Below are 16,822 nucleotides of genomic sequence, written 5' to 3'. Positions count from 1 at the left end.
ACTTAGTACTTAAGGCACATGAACCATTATAACCAAATCTAAAGAGTTATCAATAGTATTTTATTCATCACATTGAATAATTGTGTCAATAACTTCTTGGGCCAGCTCTTTTAATGTTTGCTGATCCGGCCCCTCAACCATAACTCGGATCAACGATTCTGTCCCGGATGGACGTACCAGCACTCTGCCTTTGCCATTAAGGATTTCTTCAGCTTCATGTACTTTTGCGAGTACTCTGGCATCCGTCATCAATCGTTCCTTATGTTGAACCTTGGCATTAAGGAGAACTTGAGGTAGGCGCCGCATTTGAGAAGCGAGCTTTGACAGCGGAACTTGTCGTTCCTTAACCACGGATAACAACTGAAGGGCCGTCAATAGTCCATCCCCTGTTGTGTTGCTGTCGAGGAAAATAATATGTCCGGACTGCTCTCCGCCAAGCTGAGCCCTCGTTCGGATTAATTCTTCCATGACATAGCGATCCCCAACTTGTGTCTCGTAAATCTTGATTCCAGCCTCTTTTAGGGCCAGGTGTAACCCTAAATTACTCATGACGGTTACAACAACAGCGTCTTGAGCTAATTTTCCCTTAGCTTTTTGAGCTAAGGCACAAATAAGTATGATGAAGTCCCCATCCAAGATAGTTCCTTGTTCATCGACTACAATAAGGCGGTCAGCATCTCCATCCATAGCTAGTCCCAGATCTGCACCGTGTTCTAAAACTGCGCTCCGTAATCTTTCCGGATGGGTTGACCCACAGTCAGCATTAATATTTACACCATCCGGCGTATTACAGATAGAGATTACCTCAACCCCTGCCTCCTGCAATACTTTAGGTCCCACAAAGGATGCTGCTCCATTGGCACAATCTAAAACAACTTTAATCCCATCCAAGCGTCCAACCGTCATCTTAAGAAAATCTTTATAACGAGACTCGGCATCAGGTACGTCAATCACCCGTCCCACTTCCCCGCCAATCGGGACATCCCAAGGTTTTTCTTTACTTACTACGATTCTTTCAATCTCATCTTCAATAGCATCCGGCAATTTATAGCCTGTTGAACTAAAAAACTTAATTCCGTTATCTTGAATAGGGTTATGTGAGGCGGAAATTACAACACCAGCACTGACATCAAGGGTTCGTGTTAAAAAAGCGATTCCAGGCGTCGGTAAAACTCCAACCCTTAATACATCCGCTCCAACAGAACAAATCCCAGCGATCAGTGCCGATTCAAGCATATCTCCAGAAATTCGGGTATCTTTACCGATGACGATTCGGGGATGTGGATGCTCCTTGCTAAGTATATAAGCACCTGCTTGCCCAAGGCAAAAAGCGAGATCAGGGGTTAGCTGGCTGTTAGCCACACCACGCACCCCATCTGTTCCAAAGAGTCGACCCAAATCGATCCCTCCCTTCCTATCTAGTGTATTACGTCTTTAGCTAAATGTTCTTAATCTTCAGTATTGTTATTTTTAATGATACTAGTTAACTTACACTAGTTTACTCTATAGGAGCAAATTGCGCCATAAGAAATTCAGCAATTCTTATCCCATCGACAGCAGCACTGGTAATTCCTCCGGCATATCCCGCTCCTTCACCGGCCGGATAAAGCCCTGTTAAGTCTAAAGATTCTCCCTGAGTATTTCGTACAATGCGAATTGGAGAGCTTGTCCGTGTCTCAATCCCTGTCAGAGTTGCCTTCTCCCCGGCAAATCCTTTGATTTTCCTATCGAAATCTCGAAGTGCCCGTTCTAAAACCTCTCCTACCGCAGCCGGAAGCACCTCATGTAATTCATAAGGCACAATCCCCGGCGAGTAGGTAGGCGACAAGTCAAAACGATTCGTTACACGTCTCTCTAAAAAGTCAACAACACGTTGAGCCGGAGCTCTATAATTTGACCCGCCTGCTCTAAACGCCTTATGTTCCCATTCCCTTTGGAACTCCAAGCCAGCAAGGGGGTGCACCGTCGGAAAATCGTCCGCTCCAACGGTCACAACAATTGCACTGTTAGCGATCTTCGTATCCCGAGCATATTCGCTCATTCCGTTCGTGGCAACTCCTCCCTCTTCCGAAGCCGCTGCCACAACCTTACCTCCTGGACACATACAAAAAGCATAGGCCCCGCGTCCAGTTCGTGCATCTTTATACGTCAACTGATAATCCGCTGGTCCAACGTGAGGGTGTTCCTCGACTCCATACTGGGATTTATTAATAAGCGCCTGCGGGTGTTCGACTCGCAGACCAATGGCAAATGATTTCTTTTCAAGGGTCAGATTCATGTCAAATAGGTATCTATAGACATCCCGGGCACTATGCCCAACAGCGAGTATCGCTGCATCGGCAGGGATTTCCTCTTCACCGTTGACGATAACCTTTTTCAGACGGTCACCAGAAGCCTTCAATCCCGTTACTTTAGCCCGGAAACGAACTTCGCCGCCTAAAGACTCAATTTCCTGACGAATTCTTTTCACGACATCTTTAAGTATGTCTGTTCCTATATGGGGTTTTGCCAGATATTGAATCTCAGCAGGAGCTCCATGTTTGACAAACGTCTCCAAGACATCCGAAATCCGTCGATCTTGAATTCGAGTCGTTAGCTTGCCATCCGAAAATGTCCCAGCCCCACCTTCCCCAAATTGTACATTACTCTCCGTGTCTAACTTGCCTGTATCCCAAAATTCCCGAACCTTTTGGGTGCGGTCCTCAACAGAGTCACCCCGCTCAAGTACAAGCGGAGTATACCCTCTTCTGGCTAAGGCTAACGCAGCAAAATACCCTGACGGTCCCGCACCAATTACTACGGGACGATGGGTCAGGGTTTTGCTTGGTTTAGGCCATAAGATGGGAATCTCTAACGGCACTTCCTTAAGCCCGGGAACTCGAGCCAGAAGACGATTCCCCTCAGTTCTAGGCACATCAAGGGAGAATTGGAGCGAATAAACGAAGGCAAGATGAGGTTTTTTACGGGCATCCAAAGAACGCCGCAGAAAACGGAGATTGTTTATACTTTGCTCAGGTACTTTTAACTTGTGAGCCATCGTAGTCGTTAAGAAAACATCCTCTTCAACAGGAATTCTCAAATTTGACCATAGTAAGTCCACGTATTACTCTGCTCCTTTATCCACTTGAGCTTTAAGACTATAGTTCACTTGCGGTGTCGTAATCATGGTTACTCCCGGCGGGAGCTGCCAATAAACTTTTACATTAGTATAATTTCCAGCCTCTTGACCGGTGGCATCAACCCAAAGTTGGATTTGTTCAGCTATTACATTTTTCATGACGTCAGAGAGACCTTCAAGAACAATATCAACCGGCGGAATTGGCTGATCTATCTCTAGATCTTTCCCGATATTCCTGATTTGAATCGGTACCTTCGAAAGATTCTTTTGAATCGGTCCAGGACCAATCTGGGCAATAACACTCAAGGTTGTCCCATTCAGAAAGGAAACCCCTGACGGCAATGATACTTGCTCGATAGGAATCTGAAAGGTTTTGTTCTCTGTCAAGTTCGAAATATCAACCGGACCTAGGTTCACGAAGTCAAAACCTTTTAAAGCCTCAAGAGGACCTTGAACCTGCGCACTGGCCGGAGAAGGAACTAATGAGCGAAGTTCCATTCCTGGGGCGGGTACCCCTTTGCTGGTGACTCTCAAAGGGACCATCTTCGACGCAAGATCCTTCGCTATGACTGGAGCGATGGCATCCACACTGCTTGGGTAAGCACTTAGAATACTCAAAGTTGGGTCAGGTCCAAAAATGGGCTTGCCTTCTTTGTCACGAAAGCTTACAGGTCTGGAAACCTGAATTGTTTCATTAGCTCCTGTTACACTTACCTCTACAATCACTTTGTCTAGGTCATCTAGCGTGGAACTGGGACCTCGTACATTCACAGCTGAAGGTTTAATAATAAGACTTCCTACTTGATAACCATTCGCCGGGCTTCCCGAGATAACTGCCTGCACGGGAACCATCTTTTCTTCAACTGTATCTAAAGTTAATTTGATGCTAGCAGGTTGACGATCTAATACATTGGTTCCAGGGGGTGTATTTATTTTAATGCTATAGGTGTTTTCCCCTGGCATTCCAGAGGAGAGATCTACTACTGCATAAATATCTTTAATATTGCCACTGGGATTAATCGATTGAAAACGAACAAGAACTGAAGGCAGTTGGGTCATAACGACCATATTTGGATTTAATCCACTGGCTACCAGAGGAATGGTTAATGTCTGCTCACGAACCAACTTATCAGATGTCCCTTGATTCAGAACAAAAAGCCAAAAGAGAATAGCAAATAAGAACGAAACCACCTTAACTCCTAAGTTTCGCCGAAACATCTCAATCATGGCTACCACCTCCAAAAGGGAATGACTGATGAGGAGACACTTTTAACATCAAGTTCCTTCAGTAATAATTCCCGTAACGTTTTCTCATCTGTAAAGCGAGTCAATACTCCATCGATTCCAATTGATATAGCCCCGGTTTCCTCCGAGACAACAAGGACCAAGGCATCCGTAATTTCAGTTAATCCGATAGCTGCTCTGTGGCGTGTTCCCAATTCCTTTTTTATCGTAGGATTCTCGGATAACGGGAGAAAACACCCTGCAGCTGCCACACGATCCTGCCGGATAATCACCGCTCCGTCATGAAGCGGCGTATTCGGAATAAAAATATTTACTAAAAATTCGGAGGACACCATTCCATCAATCTTAATTCCTGTTTCTACAAAATCTTGAACCCCTGTTTTTCGTTCGATTACAATCAGTGCTCCAATCCGATTCTTGGAAAGAACTTGAGTACAACGCACTAATTCTTCTATGACCTGTTCTAAAGTATCTAAAGCAGGTGCTGACGGGTGACGAGTGAAAAAACGCCCTCTGCCCAGTTGCTCCAGAGCCTTTCTGAGTTCAGGCTGAAAAACAACAGGTATAGCGATTACAAACATCTCCAGAAGCTTGCTCAATAACCAACTGATGCTTGTTAATTGAAAAAAATTGGCAAGAAGAGAGACCGCTAAAAGAACCATGACTCCCTTAACTAATTGTACTGCACGGGTACGTTTAATAAGCATATAGAACTGGTAGAAGACCACTGCCACCACAATAATATCAATAGCGCTCCGCAGTCCAAAATTTTGAAATTGTGATAAAAATTCGGTCATGGTCCCCCCCCGTTTCTGACACACTCTAATCTAATTCAAAAGAGTTAAAATCACTCTGTTTAAATTCTCCATTTATGTAAAAAATCCTTGCCATTCTAAATATTTTTTACCCCTCTATCTGATACCCATACCCGCTAATATTCCGAAACATCCTGTTAACATCATATCTCCATAGGGAGCTGCTTCATACCAGTTAAGAGATTTTACCATACTTCTTCGGGGTCCGGTAACTACGACAAAATCCCAGCCTGGACGCATTTCTGGGTGTAGGGTTGCGCCATGCCCCCCTTGCTCGTAGATTTCAGCATTGATTAATTCGGCGTTCTGAAATCGTCGAATAAGATTGGCCAGGGAATCTACATTCACCATACTGGTGTGGTGCTCGAATAGTCCATAGACCCGCTCACCTCGTATAGCTGCAACAAGTGTATGTGAATTTCCGATATTGACGGCCAGAATTCCTTCATTCAAGCGGGGCTTAACATAGTGATCCGCCATGATTCCTAGGAGTGCCGCTGTCCCGGTATCTGTCAGGACTGCATCTGGTATTATCTCACGGACTGCACGCATTCTTGTGTACACTTCTGGAATATCCTGTTTGAACACGAGACTTCGCAGGTCTCCTCCCTGCAAGACAAACTCTTCCCAGAGCCGAAAGCGAAGTGTTCGATTGCTTTCAGTAACACTGAATCCATGATCCTGAACCGCAACGGCTGTTTTTAAAGGGTAATCAAGGCTAAACGCTTCAAACGCTTGTTTCAGTGAAAACGTATCCACATCTCCCATCCAAATAGGGATCGCTGATTCTGGTGCTTCTTCACACAACATGATTCCCATTCCCTCTACTTGAGAAAGGTTGTCATTGAACGTTACAGCAGCTTGAGACGTTGCATAGGCTCTGAGACCTGTACCAATATGCTTTTTGAGTGCTGCGGCACACGCCCCACCGCCCATCAAATGACCATGCAGAAAGATTTCCTTTCCCTGAACTGTGGCTTTTCGAATCTGTGCCGCTACAATCTGAGTCCGACTAGGAACAATGAACTTGGGACAGTTCTCCAGATTCCTCTCTGGCTGATAGAGAAGAATATCTTGGGTGCCAGACCCAACGTCAATCACTATTACACTTTCTGCCATAGATAACACCCGCTTTCTCGAAACAGCAATCCAATTACCCCTTACGAGCAATTCATGAATTACCTCTACTTATAATTGCCCTACTTTATAAATTTTCTCCCTAACCAAGGCTTACAGAGCTTCACTGCGTGATGCGGACAAAGCTCCTGGCAGCAAAAACAGCGAATACAAGCCTGCAAATCGACAAGCGGCCGTTGATTCTCATTCATCGCCACTGCTTTTGGCGGACAATTATTGACACAGTCACTGCACCCTACACACATCTCGTGCTCAAACTTTGGATAAGGACGTACACGATTTAGCACAAAATTCTTTACGCTCTCCGGCAGAGGAACCATGTCTAAGAAATTCGTAGATACTGCTTTTGGAATTATGTAATTTTGAATCCTCCAAAGAGAACGTGCGTCCCCTTTCAATTCTATTTCATTAAGGTGGCTTGTCAGACCTCGGGCACGCGCCGCCATTATGGTTGGGACCTTTTTAGGTATTAAACCAATTAAATCTGTGGCAACCACATCTAGAGCGAAAGGATCCGTACTCATAATAAGCGCTCCAATATTTCGTGGTTTACCTGCTGACGGTCCGTCCCCCTCCATCCCCACGACCCCATCCATAATACTCAGGGCTGGTTTTACCCAAGCAGCAATATCCACCAAAAGATCTGCAAAATCCGAGATTTTAAACATCTTTAAATGATACTCTGCTTTTAAGAGACCCGGGATAACCCCGAACAAAATCTTGACCGCCCCCGTGAAGGTCATCATGCCATGGGTTTTTAGCTTTGAGATAGGGATCACGACATCTGCATTTAATACACAATTCGTGACGGTTAAGCTCTTAATGATTTTCCCTTCGGGATATTGTAATGTAGTTTGTCCGACATCTTCGTTTAGAATTGCTCCAGTCCGCTCCGCAACTTCTCGTAGGCCCGACTTTGAATAGATCGCCTGAAGGGCTCCCACTGTATAGGGACCACCTGGGCTGTCGCCAATGATGGGTATCCCTCCGGCTTCCTGAACAAGCCGGACAACGGCCTCAACAACGCTAGGGTGAGTCGTAACTGCTTCCTCTGGCCGCTTTTTCATGAGAAGATTTACTTTAAGCAAAACCTTCTGTCCAGGCTTCACGAATGTGGGCATGCCGCCCCATTCAGCTAAACCTTCCCTTAAACTCTTTTCCACATCCGCTGTATAGTCCGGGCAAAATTTCAGTACTACTTTGGCCTGCACCAGAATCCACCCTCTCTAAATCCGCAAAAAGATCAGTACCTCGCTCAGGAAAGACACTTAACTCAGCATCAAATTGAAATACTCTTCACCAAATTAATATCTGTTTTATTATAGCGCTTTTTATTGCTTGAGGGAAATTTATAACTCATTAAAGGGTACCAACTAATCCTTCTATAATATACCAGTTTCAGGAGACAACTTGTCATGGTATACTGCAGTTGTCTCGAGAATACAATCTAGGAGGACTTTACAAGTGAAAAAAGTAGCAAAGTTATTAATGGGCATTCAAATGGGCGTTTTATTGACAGGAATCGCCTTGCCGGTTCAAGCAGGCATGCTTGTAGGCGCTCCTCTTAAGTTATCAGGTTCTGTTGTTACTCTGCGGTCTTCCGCTCCTGCAACAACTCCGGTAACTTCTACTCCTGCTCCTATTCAAGGAAATCCAACGACTGTCTCCACACCAAACACTTCATATGTAAATATTGGATCGTCACCATCTAATCAGAGCGGAAATGTTGTTTCCTTAAAAAACTATAATAAAATTAACACTATCCCTGTTGCTCCAACGCCTGCTCCTGCTCCTGCCCCAACACCTTCACCTGACCAAACAGTCAACTTAATTCCTCCTGTGTCAGCACTAACGGCTGACGAACAACTCATGGTGGACATGATCAATCAGGAACGACTTGCCGCCGGCCTGAATCCGGTAATAGCTGACCTGCGCCTGGCTGCAGTGGGACGCGCCAAGGCTAACGATATGAAAGTAAACAACTACTTCAGTCACACCTCTCCGACTTACGGCAGCCCCTGGGCTATGATGCAGCAAGCAGGCATTACAGTGCGCTGGGCTGGAGAAAACATTTCCGGGAACAAATCCGTCCCGTCCTCAATGGCGGCACTTATGCAAAGCCCAGGACATAGGGCAAACATTTTAGATCCTCGCTTCACACATGTGGGCGTAGGGATAGCTTATGGAAGCACTTATGGAAACCTTTATGTCCAAGAATTCTTGCAACAGTAATTAAGTACGGAACCAGCTTACACTTAAGTTGTATATTTTTATATATGAAATAGTTTACTCCTCGATTACTAGTCTTTTTATTGGAAGGCCGTCTCCTCATAAAATTAATTCTATGAGAAGACGGCTTCATATTCAAGGAAAATGTCATTGATTAATTATTTAGCCGCTCAGAAGAATTTTCAGCACCTTTCCACTTACATTTTGTACCCTATACTCTAAAGGCGGTTCCCAGTCGCATCCTTGACTTATAACCGTTTTCACTGCTCGCGAGATGGCTACAGGTTCACAACCGGCAATTAGATTACTTCCAGCCTCTACTGTTTCCGGTCTTTCTGTCACATCCCTTAATGTTACATTTGGAATTTTATATAGACTGCATTCCTCTTGAACCGTTCCGCTATCACTGAGAACACAGAACGCATTTTGCTCTAAACAAACGAAATCAAAAAGCCCTAAGGGGGGTACGATCTGAATGCCAGCCCCTGCAAAAGTCTTGCTTTGTTTCTCCAATTGAGAGCGAGTGCGGGGATGCAGGCTGCAAATAAGTGGTATTTCGTATTCAGCATATAATCTATGCAAAGCAGTTATAAATTTGCTCAGACGTTCCTCATCATCGACGTTTTCAGCCCGGTGTAAGGTTACGAGGAAATAGCCTTTAGATTCTACCTCCATCGTTTGCAGAATTTTGCTTTGTTCAATTTCCGCTGAATAATAGCTTAGAACTTCCCCTATGGGATTACCAGTAACATAAATGCGATTTCCGTCAATCCCTTCCTTCAGCAAATTAGCTCGGCTTCGTTCCGTATAGGGCATTAAAATATCACTACAATGATCAATTACTCGACGGTTGATTTCCTCTGGAACCCGGTCATCATAACAGCGATTACCCGCCTCCATATGGTAAACGGGAATACCCAGCCGTTTGGCTGCCATCGCCGCTAATGCGCTGTTTGTATCACCTAAAATAAGCAGGCGGTCAGGTTTTTGTTGGAGCATTACCTGTTCGCACTTATGAAGTATTTCTCCAATTTGCCCCATCAGGCTTAACGCCTGGCAGTCTAGGGTGTAATCCGGAGATCGTAATTTTAAGTCATTAAAAAATAGTTCGTTTAACCTATAATCGAAATTCTGACCGGTATGCACAAAGATATGCTCACAAAGTTCATCTAAACGAGGAATAATCCGGCTTAAGCGAATGATTTCCGGACGTGTACCTAAAATAGTCATAATCTTCATCGCAAGATTCCCTTTCAATATAAACAATGCATTACATATACGAGCATTACTGCCCTTCAGCCAATCTATGCTTGAGCTCTTAATTTTAGTTCACTAAATTTACGATAGCTATGACCGAATTAGTGCTTCCGTCGATGACTGAAACATTATTGCTGCTATGATTTGTAATATAGATGAGGTTTGTCGTCGGATTCACATTCACTCCTTCCGGAGATGCATCTACCATGATAGTTGCTATAACAACATGGGTGAATCCATCAATAACTGAAACACTACGACTGCCCCAGTTCGTTACATATATCTTGTTAGTCGTAGGATTAATCCCTAATCCTACTGGATTGGACCCCACAGTAATAGTGGTCACGACCCTATTAGAGCTCCCGTCAATGACTGAGACATTGTTGCTGCCAAAGTTTGCTACATAAATACGGTTCGTTATCTGATTTGCTCCTATGCCAAAGGGTCCCGAACCAACTATTACGTTTCCTATAAAGGTATTGGAAGTTCCGTCGATGACTGAGATATTGTTGCTGCCAGAGTTTAGAACATAAATTCGGTTAAGGGCGTTGGGAATCGTCATTTTCGCTGCTTCTGATGCCGTTCTTTCCATACCGATTGGAGAAAGTTGGGCCGGCATCACATTATAAACGGCAGTCGAGTTTCCAGCATCATCCTTCCCAAAAACTGAGATTTCTATGGCATCTGAGCTGGTAATAAATTGAAATTCAAAAATGTCAAACTGTGCGTAATAGTTATTATTTGAAACTTCTCCAGGTGTCACAGTTAATAAATCTAAAACGTACTCTTTTTTAGTCGTTCCAACCCAATAATATCCGCTTATTCGAATAGTAGCATTTATCAAGTCGGTATTAAGGACTCTTACCATAATCGTCGAACAAGGTCGCAGACCGGAAACTCCGGTATTCTCAATCAATCCGGTTGTTAACGAAGCCATTATATGCCTCCTTACTATTGTTGATAATCCTAGGATATAGTTGTTAAACCGATTATCCTCTTCAATTAAATTGTATAGATTTTAATGCAAATAAGTCTGTAATAAATAGGAATAAGATTCATTACAGACCTATAATAAATCTGAAATGCAATAAGCTTAATTTGACTCCGAAAATATTAACTTAACCACTCGGGAAATGACCTTTTCGCTCTTTCTTGAACAATTGATATACATTCATTAATGGGATTTCTACTCATATTTTTACCGTGCCAGCGGTAAGCCAAAAGAGGCTCTGCCAGAAATCCGCAATTGTAATGCCGAAGAAATCGAAACCACAAATCATAATCATGAGCTTGGGGCAAGCCTTCGTCGAAATTTCCTACTGTCTTTAACGAAGAGCTTCTCATCATCACGGAAGACCCGTTTATAAAACAGCCTTCCATAAGCTTCGTCACCATTTCCTGTTTGTTAGGATAATACGGCGAATTGACATCATATTGCTTTGTGCCATTAGCATCAATAACTATAAAGCTCGTGTAGCTAAAGCCCAAGCTGGGATCGCTTTCCATCAGTCCGACTTGTTTAGAAATCTTGTCTTCTATCAATGCGTCATCAGCACTTAACCAACAAATATACTTGCCTGTTGCCAGCGATAAACCATAATTTAAAGCATTGGGGGTTCCTCCATTGGCCTTATAGATATAGTTAATCCTTGAGAAATAGGGCTTCACTACTTCGGATGTCCCATCTGTGGACCCATCGTCTATTACTATGACCTCAAGATTTGCATAACTCTGATTAAGGACGCTATCCAGCGCATAGAGCAGATAACGAGCGTGATTATATGTGGGGATGACGACACTAACTTTAGGCGTTGGCATTGGCGTACTCCCTCCTTGTAATAATAAAACTTACTTCAGATGGAGTTTCATACTCCATCTGAAGTTTGGCTGAACATTCCCAGCCTAATATCAGTTAGGATATATCGCTTTCATCCACTCTACGGTTTTAGGCAGTCCTTCTTCAAGAAGCACCTTAGGTTCGTGGACCAGATCCTCCTTCGCTTTGCTGATATCCGGCCGTTTACTAACCGTATTGTGCTTATCTTCTGGAAGATATTTGACCAGCTTCGGATTGCCCCCTGTATATTTAAGCACTAAATCACTTAAATCTTTGACACTGCGGTATTCCGTACCCCCAATATTATAGACTTCACCTGGTTTAAAGTTATGAGCTGCGTTAGCTATGGTCGGAATTAGGTCATCTACATACATAAAGACTCGATAGTAACCTTCATAAACTTCGTAAGGAATAGCCTTTAAGGCCCGATAAATAAAGAGGCAAACAACACTGCGATAGGAATGGTAATATTCTCCGGGACCATAAGCATTGAATAGGCGCAATCTAACAATCGGAGATTCGTATTTCTTTTCAAAGTTGATCACTTGCACCTCATTTGCCCACTTAGTTAAAGCATAATCATTATGCTGAATGATCGTCTTTTTCAGGGGCAAATCTTCCGTTAATAAAGGCTCCGTTGCTTCTCCATAGATTTCAGAGGAACTTGTAAAGATTAATTTAAAACCCTTCTTCAACTGCCATTCTAAGATGTTTCTTGTTCCGATCACATTTGTTTTCCAGAGAGTGTCGTAATAATGCTCTCCATTAATGCGACCAAATTCAGCGGCTAAATGAAAGACATAATCATAGTCCTGTTCAAATACCCGTTCTAGCTGACGATATTCAGAGATATCCGCCCTAATATATTTCTCCCCAAGATAATGCTGCAAATCAACTTCCCAAACATCATGTCCTCTATATTTGAGTACTTCTACCAATCGTGTTCCTAACGTGCCTCTACTGCCTGTCACTAAAATCTTAGCCATCATATTGCTCCTTTTCCACTTATTTATTGTCATAAGCATTCCTACTGTCAAAAACTTCCGTCCTTTATTCCCTGTTCAAGACCACCCGTTTCTATATGAGTGGTAGTCCCTTAGCTTCTAAGGCTTTATGCCGATCTAATATTACTCTGGCTGCATCTACTTTAGGGTCTTGAGAATTGAGTTCTTGCTGATCAATTGGATTAAAGCCGGCTTCATTTAGCTCATCCGGAGAAAATAAGGGATCATCCACTTTTACAGTGTTGCCGGCTGCTTCTAAAGCTCTAACCAAATCAACCCCTCTGCTATGATTAAGATCCTTGACTCCTGTTTTATAACTTATACCCCTAACCCAGACTTCTTTGTCTGAACCTACCTGTACCTGGATGCTATCTCTATAGTTCTTATCCGCTAGTTCAGCTCCCTCTAACAAAGCTGAGGAACAAACCGTCCTTAAAAAGTTCATATCCTTCGGCAGACACTCCCCGCCAATTCCCCAATCCGTTGCCAGAAGTTCTACATTGTTTTTACTATTGACAGCCGTTCTTAGTTCTTCATAACTTATGCCCTTCGAGACACAAAATCCATAGATTTCCTGGGCAAAGGCTACATCAACATAGCGTTTTACATTTTCCACAACCTTAGATAATTCCGCCACTCTGACATCCCCAACCTCTACCAAAAGAGGGACTAATGGGTTATAAAACTCACGTCCCTTTTTTAAACATTCTTTCGTAAAGGCCCCCATCACTCTTGGAGTATCACAAACGGTTTTATCCACTCCAAACATAACTCTGTGAGGAACATGAATTAAGAAAAGATCCGTCCCTAATTTGAATCCTCTTTTCTCTAAGAATTCACGAATTCGAACCATTGTGCCTGGAGGTAATGTCGATTCAATGGAGATTAAAGAGCCCGGACAGATAATCATATGCTCTAAGGCTGAAAAAAGATTCTGACCTTGGTTACCGGTAGAAGGTGCCATTAGCCATACATCTATCCCTGTTAACGCTCTATAATCTGCGGTCACTCTATATCCTTGGCGTCGCAGTTCTTTTACTCGGCCCTCATTCACATCGACTCCAATGACCTCTCCAGGGAATTTCTGATCCAGATAAACGAACAGATTAAACCCAATATTCCCCAACCCAACGACACAGATTTTCATTATTGGAACCATCCTCCTCCAATATCATCACTATAGGTTATGGCAGTCCACTCCTTGTTGACACAAACAAAGGAATATATCTGCTAGAAATAATTCCTTCAATAGCGGATTTGCTCTAATATCTTGCAACCTTGTTAATCGATATAACATACACTGAAAAGACAATAACTTTTTGGAGGACAAAACATGAAAATAGTCATTCCTGTTATAAGCCTGGAAACTGGGGGAACACGCTTTATTTATCAACTGGCCAACGAGATGGTGGATAAAGGACACAATGTAGAGATAGTGCTTCCAGAACAAGCTGCAATTGCTTGGCCACTGCGTGCTCAGATAACCAGAGTTCAAGAGCTCACTCCTGATAGAATCCCTTCAGCAGATTTCATACTTCCAAATTTTTATCCCACTGTTTTTCCTGCCTGGGAATCGAAAAAAGGCCAAGTCGTACGACTAAGCCTAGGTTATGAGCCCTTATGGGTTGCAGAAAAAGAAAAAGCACTAGCTTCTTACCAAATCGATGCTCCGATTATTTCCATATCCGAATGGCATCGCCAAGTAATTCTGCAAGAAACCGGGAAGAACAGTACCGTTATTCCCGGAGGGGTAGACACCTCTGTTTTTTTACCCAGTCCTAAAAGATCTCTTTCTACAGGACGATTAACCATTGCCTATATTCTTCGTTCCAGGGAGCATGGCTATACTTGGAAAGGCTCAGAAGATTTTTGGGAAGCTTGTAAGAGTTTAGCACAATTGGTTCCAGATTTTGATATACAAGTTGTAGCTCCGGAAGGAGCAAACTACCAGGCCCCTCTTCCTTATGAGATTGTAAAAGCCCAAGCTGACATTGATATGGCCCGCTTCTATGCACAAGCAGATATTTTTGTTTCAACGTCTTACTTCGAGGCCTTTTCTATGCCTCCCTTAGAGGCCATGGCTTGTGGGACTGCGGTAGTGACTACTGATAATGGCGGTAACCGGGATTATACAAAAAATGGAGGGAACTGTTTTCTCGTTCCCCCCAGTGATATTCATCAGCTAACCCTCATACTAGCTCATCTATTAACTCAGGAAACCGTACGAAATCGAGTTGCCCTTGCTGGTTTGCAGTTTGCTCAGTCTTGGACATGGCGAAACGCTGCCAATAAGTTAGAAGCCTTGCTTTATCAGTTAGCTCAATCCTAGGTTAAAATTTTTTACTTCCAATCTTCACCTTCCGATACCAGACAATTATTCCGACATCTCCTTCCAAGCCAAAAGGGCATCGACAGGTTTAGCATTTTCGCCATAAACCTCCAAAAAAGCCTTATTACTCTGATCATGGAACTGGCTAAAAATTGTAATACTGTACCCAAGCTTTTCAAGATCTTCAACCTCCCATCCTGATCGATGCCGTTGGAAGCTTTCTCCCCCTAAATTATAATGATCGACGTCAAGCTGTCGGAAAAACCCTCTGGGTGTAAAAATAATGACTCTTTTAGCCGCAATTTCCTCTACTTGCTGCAAGACATCCCAAGCGACCTCTTTTTCAAAATGCTCGATAACATCAATCAAGGTCACAGTATCTATCGAATTCGGCAAAAATAATTCTTTAAGGCACTCTGCCCTGAAATTAATCTTTAAAAAATGTTCGCCCGACTTAGCATTCTCTAAATAGGGCCGATGAGCATCGACTCCGATTTTTATCGGACAGCTGAATTTTTCGAGGGTTTCTCCTACTCCACAGCCCACATCTAGGACTGTATCAGAATCTGAAAGTAGTTCATTAATCGAAATGAGGAATTCCTTATGATTTACGACGTTGACTGTCACAGGCTGAACATCCTTCCATCCAAAATTTCGTTTCTTCATTATCCTATTCAAAATTTCTGTTAACGTACCATCTGACACACAAATACCCTATATGAAAGCATAGTATGTAGTACCGGAAAACAAAGGGAGGACAAGTATAACTATGAAGATTGTATTTCCTGTTCTTAGTTTAGAAATGGGCGGGGGAGCCCGTTTTATTTATCATCTTGCCAATGCCCTTTTTGATAAAGGACATGATGTTGAAGTTGTAATGCCGGAAAAAGGACTCCAAGTATGGCCGCTGCGTACCAAATTAAGACGGGTGAAAGAACTAACCCCTGCCTCCATCCCTTCAGCCGATTTTATACTTCCAAACTTCTATTTGACAGTCAAACCTGCCTGGGAATCAAGAAAAGGGCGTGTGGTTCGTTTAAGTCTGGGGTATGAACCCCTTTGGGTTCCCGAGTCGCAAATAGCAAAACAGACTTATCTAATCGGTGCCCCTATCATGTCGATATCTCAGTGGCACCGCCATCTTCTCCTCCAGGAAACTGGTTTGCAAAGCACGGTTATTTCGGGAGGAGTAGACACTTCGACATTCCGCCCTTATCCTAAACTCTCTGCACAAACGGGTCGCAAGAACATTTTTTACATCATGCGCGACCCTACTTCAGGGTATACCTGGAAAGGCGGCTCAGAGTTTTTACAAGCTGTCACTCATTTGAGAGAAAAGATTAATTTTGAGTTAACCGTATCTATCCCAGAAAGTGCCCAATTTGCAAGCCCTGTACCTTGTCGAATCAAGACCTCGACAACAGACCAAGAGCTTGCGCAACTTTATGCGGAAGCAGACCTCTTCGTTTATACCTCTTACTTCGAAGCCTTCGGCTTACCACCTCTTGAAGCAATGGCTTGTGGTACAGCTGTAGTGACCACCGATTGTGGGGGAAATCGCGATTATGTTAGCAACGGTGAAAACTGTTTGTTAGTTCCCCCTAGCGACATTGATCAGCTTAGCTCAGCGATTTATCATCTCTTGACACAGGATACTGAACGTCATCGTTTAGCATCCTCAGGACATCACTTTGCCCAAGCCTGGACATGGCGGCGCACCGCTGACCAAGTAGAAACTTTTTTGCTAAGCCTTAAATAACTTAAAAGAGCAGCAAAAGACTATTAATCTTAAGTCTTCGCTGCTCTTTCAAATTAAAGCCTGGTTCTATTTCTTTTAATCTACATGGGTCA

The 16,822-nt window shown here is 43.3% G+C and carries 15 protein-coding genes; 3 read left to right on the top strand and 12 right to left on the bottom strand.

Features of this window, described 5'->3' with window-relative positions:
* Positions 1–60: 60 nt before the first annotated feature.
* The 6 genes from glmM to DESYODRAFT_RS01845 all read right to left on the bottom strand — a co-directional run bounded on the left by glmM (position 61) and on the right by DESYODRAFT_RS01845 (position 7,526).
* Complete coding sequence (glmM, locus tag DESYODRAFT_RS01870) at positions 61–1,398, bottom strand: phosphoglucosamine mutase (protein ID WP_007778698.1); 1,338 nt, start codon at positions 1,396–1,398, stop codon at positions 61–63.
* Positions 1,399–1,498: 100 nt separating this feature from the next.
* Complete coding sequence (locus DESYODRAFT_RS01865; RefSeq protein ID WP_007778695.1) at positions 1,499–3,100, bottom strand: NAD(P)/FAD-dependent oxidoreductase; 1,602 nt, start codon at positions 3,098–3,100, stop codon at positions 1,499–1,501.
* Between the two features lie 3 nt (positions 3,101–3,103).
* The gene (locus DESYODRAFT_RS01860) at positions 3,104–4,345 is read right to left on the bottom strand and encodes a CdaR family protein (RefSeq protein WP_007778693.1); all 1,242 of its coding nucleotides are present in this window, start codon (positions 4,343–4,345) and stop codon (positions 3,104–3,106) included.
* Positions 4,346–4,347: 2 nt separating this feature from the next.
* On the bottom strand, positions 4,348–5,160 hold the full coding sequence (gene cdaA, locus DESYODRAFT_RS01855; RefSeq protein WP_007778689.1) for a diadenylate cyclase CdaA: 813 nt from the start codon (positions 5,158–5,160) through the stop codon (positions 4,348–4,350).
* A 114-nt stretch (positions 5,161–5,274) separates the two neighbouring features.
* Positions 5,275–6,297, bottom strand: coding sequence for a DUF1786 domain-containing protein (locus DESYODRAFT_RS01850; protein WP_042338099.1), 1,023 nt, complete (start codon positions 6,295–6,297; stop codon positions 5,275–5,277).
* A gap of 80 nt (positions 6,298–6,377) precedes the next feature.
* Positions 6,378–7,526, bottom strand: a complete 1,149-nt coding sequence (locus DESYODRAFT_RS01845) for a DUF362 domain-containing protein (protein ID WP_007778685.1) — start codon at positions 7,524–7,526, stop codon at positions 6,378–6,380.
* A 253-nt stretch (positions 7,527–7,779) separates the two neighbouring features.
* On the opposite strand from DESYODRAFT_RS01845, the gene DESYODRAFT_RS01840 reads away from it, so the two are divergent.
* Entirely contained in the window at positions 7,780–8,547 is a 768-nt protein-coding gene (locus DESYODRAFT_RS01840; protein WP_007778684.1) for a CAP domain-containing protein, read from the top strand.
* Positions 8,548–8,706: 159 nt separating this feature from the next.
* On the opposite strand, the gene wecB is transcribed toward DESYODRAFT_RS01840, so the two are convergent.
* The 5 genes from wecB to DESYODRAFT_RS01815 form a co-directional block, all read right to left on the bottom strand.
* Entirely contained in the window at positions 8,707–9,783 is a 1,077-nt protein-coding gene (wecB, locus tag DESYODRAFT_RS01835) for a non-hydrolyzing UDP-N-acetylglucosamine 2-epimerase (RefSeq protein WP_007778681.1), read from the bottom strand.
* An 85-nt stretch (positions 9,784–9,868) separates the two neighbouring features.
* Positions 9,869–10,738, bottom strand: coding sequence for a YncE family protein (locus DESYODRAFT_RS01830; RefSeq protein ID WP_007778680.1), 870 nt, complete (start codon positions 10,736–10,738; stop codon positions 9,869–9,871).
* A gap of 176 nt (positions 10,739–10,914) precedes the next feature.
* Complete coding sequence (locus tag DESYODRAFT_RS01825; protein WP_007778678.1) at positions 10,915–11,619, bottom strand: glycosyltransferase; 705 nt, start codon at positions 11,617–11,619, stop codon at positions 10,915–10,917.
* A 90-nt stretch (positions 11,620–11,709) separates the two neighbouring features.
* Positions 11,710–12,624 (bottom strand): NAD-dependent epimerase/dehydratase family protein, encoded by a 915-nt coding sequence (locus DESYODRAFT_RS01820; RefSeq protein ID WP_007778676.1) that lies wholly within the window; start codon positions 12,622–12,624, stop codon positions 11,710–11,712.
* Positions 12,625–12,715: 91 nt separating this feature from the next.
* Complete coding sequence (locus DESYODRAFT_RS01815; RefSeq protein ID WP_007778674.1) at positions 12,716–13,789, bottom strand: nucleotide sugar dehydrogenase; 1,074 nt, start codon at positions 13,787–13,789, stop codon at positions 12,716–12,718.
* A gap of 186 nt (positions 13,790–13,975) precedes the next feature.
* Here DESYODRAFT_RS01815 and DESYODRAFT_RS01810 point away from each other — a divergent pair, with 186 nt between their 5' ends.
* Entirely contained in the window at positions 13,976–14,971 is a 996-nt protein-coding gene (locus DESYODRAFT_RS01810; protein ID WP_007778672.1) for a glycosyltransferase family 4 protein, read from the top strand.
* Between the two features lie 45 nt (positions 14,972–15,016).
* On the opposite strand, the gene DESYODRAFT_RS01805 is transcribed toward DESYODRAFT_RS01810, so the two are convergent.
* Positions 15,017–15,637: a class I SAM-dependent methyltransferase gene (locus DESYODRAFT_RS01805; RefSeq protein WP_242833522.1), complete on the bottom strand. Its 621-nt coding sequence runs from the start codon at positions 15,635–15,637 to the stop codon at positions 15,017–15,019.
* 103 nt (positions 15,638–15,740) lie between these two features.
* Between DESYODRAFT_RS01805 and DESYODRAFT_RS01800 the strand changes: the two genes are divergently transcribed.
* A complete protein-coding gene (locus DESYODRAFT_RS01800) occupies positions 15,741–16,730 on the top strand; it encodes a glycosyltransferase family 4 protein (RefSeq protein ID WP_007778670.1) in 990 nt (329 codons plus the stop codon).
* Positions 16,731–16,822: the final 92 nt, after the last annotated feature.

This window comes from Desulfosporosinus youngiae DSM 17734 (genome assembly GCF_000244895.1).
GTDB classification, from domain to species: domain Bacteria; phylum Bacillota; class Desulfitobacteriia; order Desulfitobacteriales; family Desulfitobacteriaceae; genus Desulfosporosinus; species Desulfosporosinus youngiae.
The sequence above is the reverse complement of the archived record's forward strand: the minus strand, read 5'-3'. Positions and strand labels throughout refer to the sequence as shown.